The sequence below is a fragment of the Rhodoblastus sp. genome (assembly GCF_041915505.1).
Lineage (GTDB): Bacteria > Pseudomonadota > Alphaproteobacteria > Rhizobiales > Beijerinckiaceae > Rhodoblastus.
In genome coordinates, this window is sequence record NZ_JAYSBG010000320.1 from 1 (window position 1) to 4,070 (window position 4,070).

The following is a 4,070-nucleotide window of genomic DNA, read 5'->3' on the forward strand; positions in this document are numbered from 1 at the left end:
TTCGCGACAGTCTGGGCCTGTTCGGCGTCGCGCCCGACCGGATCGTGGTTTTGGGCGCGGCGCCCGTCTTTCTGCAGCGCTCGGTCTATCCCTTTGCCGATGCCGCTCCGTCGAGGGACGCGCTGGAGGTTCTGGAATCCTTTCCGCTGCGGCTCCCGGCTTCGGCCGATGCGCCGAAGCGGATTTTTGTCGCGCCGGTTCTCCCCGCCGCACTGCGCGATTCGGGCTTTTCAGCGCTCGATCCCGCCGCCATGTCCTTCGCGCAGCGGGTTCAGGCCTTCGCGCGGGCTGAGATCGTGGTCGGCCCTGCCGGGGCGCATCTGGCCAACGCCGTTTTCGCGCCGCGCGGCGTTCGGGTCATGGCCTTAACCGTTGCCGGCGATGAACTGTCGCCGCTGCGCGCCGTGATCGCGCTGAAGCAGGGCCGGCTCAAGACCCTCGATCCTGACCAATCGGCGCGGTTGCCGGCCGCGCTGGACGAATGGATCGCCTGAACCGGCCTCACATTTCGGACAATCGCGCAAGCCGCGCGCCCGCCGCGTCAAGCTGGCGGGAAAAATCGTCCGACAGCAGGAAGGCGAGTTCGGCCTCGCGCGAATCGGTCACGGGGTCGAGCCGCGCCAATTCGTCATCGACATGGCCGGGATGGCACATGATGAGCGGCCGCGCGCCCGGCGCCCGCAAAAAACTGGCGAAATCGCCGGCATGATCGCCTTTGGCGTCGAAATCGGAAAAGCCGGAAAAGCCGTCGTTCAGCGTGAAGCCGGCGGCGCGCGCCTTGGCGCGGAAGCCGCGCGCCAGTCCGGCCACCGTCAGCGCCTTGCCCCAATGTCTTCCGCGCGCGAAAATCCGGCGCGGGCGGTCTGCGCTGTCGCGCAGCCAGCACTTGCCGGCCAGGCCGCGCGACGACAATTCGGCGATCAGGTCGTCGGCGATTCCAGGCAGGACATGGACGTGCTGGTGGCCGTCGACATAATCCGGCGGCGCGCCATAGGCCTGTAAGAAAGCGTCGAGCTGGCGGCGCAATTCGTCGCGGATTTCCTGACGCGGCAAGCCGCCGCGCCAGGCGGCGGGGACGATGGAATTCATCGCCGGAAAGGCGCCGGTTGGCGCGAAGGAGGGCATCGCGCCGAGCGGGCCGTCCAGAGTGAGGTTGAAATGCAGGCCGAGATCGGCCTTCGGCGCCAAGGCGCGGAAGGCGCTCGCCGCGTCGGGCCAGTTCGCCTGCGTGGTCATGGCCGAGGTCGCGGTGAGCCGCCCGGCGGCCAAAGCTTCCAGAATGCCGCGCGTTACGGCGGGGGAAAGGGCGAAATCGTCGGCGCAGAGCGCGAAGGCGTGTCGATGGGACATGGCTCGATGGTTCAGACGCAAATTCGCCCCTTTCTTGCGCATTTTTGCGCGGGAGCCTAGAGCGGCGCGCGAAAAAGTGGAAACCGGTTTTTCGCGAAAGCGCTGCGAAAACAAAAGAATCTCAAGTCGATCGCGATTCGATAGAAACGCGATCGACTTGAGCGCCTTGTCCATAGGGCGGCGACATGCGCCCGTTGGGCGGGTTTGCGAAAATTTTCAAATTTTCGCCAAGAGTGCGCTAGGAAGGGGCGTCTTGCGCAGGGGCGCGACGCCCGAGAGGACTGAACGGCAGATGACGGACCCCGAAAATGACGCGACGCCCGAATTGACGGTGATCGTGCCGGTGTTCAACGAAAGCGAAAACCTGCGTCCTTTGGTCGAGCGGCTCGTTCCGGCGCTCGCCTGCGTCGGGAGCTTCGAGGTCATTTTCGTCGACGACGGCTCCAATGACGACACGATGGCGGCCCTGCGGGCGCTGAACGCCGCCGATCCACGCCTGCGCGGCTTGTCGTTTTCGCGCAATTTCGGCAAGGAAGTCGCGATCGCCGCCGGCGTGGACGCCGCGCGCGGGCGCGGTGCGGTCATCATGGACGCCGATTTGCAGCATCCGCCCGAGGCCATAGCCGCCTTCGTCGCGCGATGGCGCGAGGGCTACCAGAACATCTACGGCGTCCGCCGCAGCCGCGACACCGATACAGCGGCGCGGCGCTGGCTGACCGACCGCTTCTATCATTTGTTCGGCGCCTTCGGCGAAATCGAATTGCCCAAGGGCGCCGGCGATTTCCGCCTGCTCGACCGCAAGGCGCTCGACGCGCTGAAAGGCCTACGCGAGCGGGCGCGCTTCTCCAAGGGGCTTTACGCCTGGATCGGCTTCAAATCGATCGGCGTGCCCTTCGAGGTGGCCGAACGTCATTCCGGCGTTTCGAAATTTTCCTATCGCAAGCTGACCCGTTTCGCCTTCGACGGCATCGTCTCCTTCACCACCGTGCCGCTGAGGGCCTGGACTTATGTCGGCGCCGTCATCGCGGCCCTCGCCCTGCTCAACGCGGTCTATTACGTGCTGGAAACCCTGATCTGGGGCGTTTCCGTGCCGGGCTTCGCCTCGCTGATCGTGTCGATCATGTTCTTCGCTGGCGTGCAGCTCATCTCGCTCGGCGTGCTGGGCGAATATATCGGCCGCGTCTTCGCCGAGGTGAAGGGCCGCCCGCTCTATGTCGTCGCCGAGAAAATCGGCGATCCGGAGCATCGCGCCTCGCTTTCGCCGGGTGAAAAAGCTTAAACAGTTCGACCCACCGGAATTGACGGCCGCCCATGTACAGAAATTTCCTTTCGGTCAGCGGGTTCACGCTGCTCTCCCGTGTGACCGGATTCCTGCGCGACGTCATGCTGAGCGGGCTGGTCGGCGCAGGATTGCTGGGAGACGCGCTCGCGGTCGCCTTGCGTCTGCCGAATCATTTCCGCGCGATTTTCGGCGAGGGGGCGTTCAACGCGGCGTATGTCCCGACCTATCTGCGGGTCTATGAGAAATCGGACATCTGGTCGGCGCGCCATTTCGCCAATCAGATCTTCACTCTGCTGCTGATCTCGCAAATCGTCATGCTGGCGTTGGGCTGGCTGTTCATGCCGGCTTTCGTGCGCCTGCTGGCGCCGGGCTTTGCGGCTGATCCCGCCAAATTCGACCTCGCGGTCAGCCTCACGCGCATCACCTTTCCCTATCTGTTTTGCGTGACTTTAGTCACCATGCATTCGGCGACGCTGAACGCTCACGGCAAATTCGCCATTCCCGCCTTCGCGCCGGTGCTGCTCAATGTCGTCACCATGGGTTTTCTCGCCGTGGCGTTTCTGTTCCCCAACGCCGCTTATGCGGCGGCGGCCGGCGTCACGGCCTCGGGCGTCGCGCAGCTCGTCCTGCTGATGGCCTCCGCGCGGCGGCTGCATCTGATGGAGACGATCGCGCGACCGAGCCTGACCGAGGACGTGCGCTCTTTCTTCCGCATGTTCGGCCCCGCTGTGATCGGCTCGTCCGGCGTGCAGATCGCCATGTTCGCCGATACGATCATCGGCTCGATGCTCCAGACCGGCGGCCTGTCGTCGCTTTATTATGCCGAGCGGCTCTATCAATTGCCGATCGGCCTCGTCGGCGTGGCGGCGGGCACGGTGTTGCTGCCGGAAATGAGCCGCTGTTTCGCGCGCGAGGATTGGGAGGGCGCCTTTACCGCGCAGAACCGGACGCTCGCCATGACTTTTGTGCTGACCGCGCCTTTCGTGGTCGCCTTCATGGTCATCCCGGACGTCATCGTCCGCGCTCTGTTCGAGCACGGCGCCTTTCACGCCGGCGATTCCGCCGCCGTGGCGGCGGTGCTGCGGGCCTATGGCTCCGGCCTTTTGGCGATGATCGCCATCAACGCCTTGCGCTCGGGCTTTCAAGCGATGGGCGACACCAAAACGCCGATGCTGGTCTCGCTCGGGGCGCTGACGGTCAATCTGCTGCTCAAGATCGTGCTCTACAAGCCACTTGGCGCGGTCGGCATCGCCTTGGCGACCTCGGCCAACGCCTGGATCAATCTCGGCGCGCTGGTCATCATCGGCCTGCGCCGCTACCTGTTCCAGCCGGACGATATATTGAAGGGCGTGACGCTGGCGGCGGCGACGGCGGCGATCATCCTGGCCAATATCGCGCTCTGGCTGCAGGGGCCTTTCGCCGCGCTCGGCGCGAAGCT

4 protein-coding genes are annotated in these 4,070 nt (G+C 65.1%); 3 read left to right on the top strand and 1 reads right to left on the bottom strand.

Going from position 1 to position 4,070, the window contains the following annotated elements; genetic code table 11:
- On the top strand, positions 1 to 494 hold a 494-nt coding region (locus ACE3S9_RS16070), incomplete at its 5' end, for a glycosyltransferase 61 family protein (RefSeq protein WP_374547488.1).
- Positions 495 to 501: 7 nt separating this feature from the next.
- On the opposite strand, the gene ACE3S9_RS16075 is transcribed toward ACE3S9_RS16070, so the two are convergent.
- Positions 502 to 1,350 carry a ChbG/HpnK family deacetylase gene (locus tag ACE3S9_RS16075; RefSeq protein ID WP_374547489.1) on the bottom strand — a complete coding sequence of 283 codons (849 nt, stop codon included), beginning with the start codon at positions 1,348 to 1,350 and terminating at the stop codon, positions 502 to 504.
- A gap of 292 nt (positions 1,351 to 1,642) precedes the next feature.
- Here ACE3S9_RS16075 and ACE3S9_RS16080 point away from each other — a divergent pair, with 292 nt between their 5' ends.
- Together ACE3S9_RS16080 and murJ are read left to right on the top strand one after the other, a co-directional pair.
- On the top strand, positions 1,643 to 2,629 hold the full coding sequence (locus tag ACE3S9_RS16080) for a glycosyltransferase family 2 protein (protein WP_374547490.1): 987 nt from the start codon (positions 1,643 to 1,645) through the stop codon (positions 2,627 to 2,629).
- Positions 2,630 to 2,661: 32 nt separating this feature from the next.
- A partial coding sequence (gene murJ, locus ACE3S9_RS16085; RefSeq protein ID WP_374547491.1) for a murein biosynthesis integral membrane protein MurJ occupies positions 2,662 to 4,070 on the top strand: 1,409 nt, incomplete at its 3' end.